At 56.9% G+C, this 339-nt stretch carries 1 protein-coding gene; it reads left to right on the forward strand.

Going from position 1 to position 339, the window contains the following annotated elements; genetic code table 11:
* Window positions 1-219, forward strand: a 219-nt coding sequence (locus J0909_RS18305; protein ID WP_207265134.1) for a hypothetical protein, incomplete at its 5' end; no start/stop codon positions are given.
* Window positions 220-339 lie beyond the last annotated feature (120 nt).

Here is a 339-nt window from a genome sequence, read left to right on the forward strand (position 1 = left end):
CCGCCATCCCTCTCGCCGTCGCCTGCGGTAATCACGACGCAAGCAAAGTCGTCGTGGCAAGACCGGATCGCGAAGCGTCCGCCCGAAGGGCTTGGCCTTGCCCTGGCGGCTGCTTGTGTCACGCTCGCGGAAAAAATGGCGGGAGGAAAAGAATTCGTCCCGCCGGAGCTTGCGCGAAGGTTTTGCGGCGTCATATGGTTGGGCATATCCATCGGATAATTCCGTCACCAGAAGGAGGTTAAACGCATTGATGCGCGTCATTAGTTCATGACGTTAGTCTGAACTGATGACGCATGACGAAGCCTTGTGCTTCAACGATCCACGCGCCGTTTTCCAAAC

Origin of the sequence: Desulfovibrio sp. Huiquan2017, assembly GCF_017351175.1 — a bacterium.
In the GTDB taxonomy this organism is placed as follows: Bacteria; Desulfobacterota; Desulfovibrionia; order Desulfovibrionales; family Desulfovibrionaceae; genus Pseudodesulfovibrio.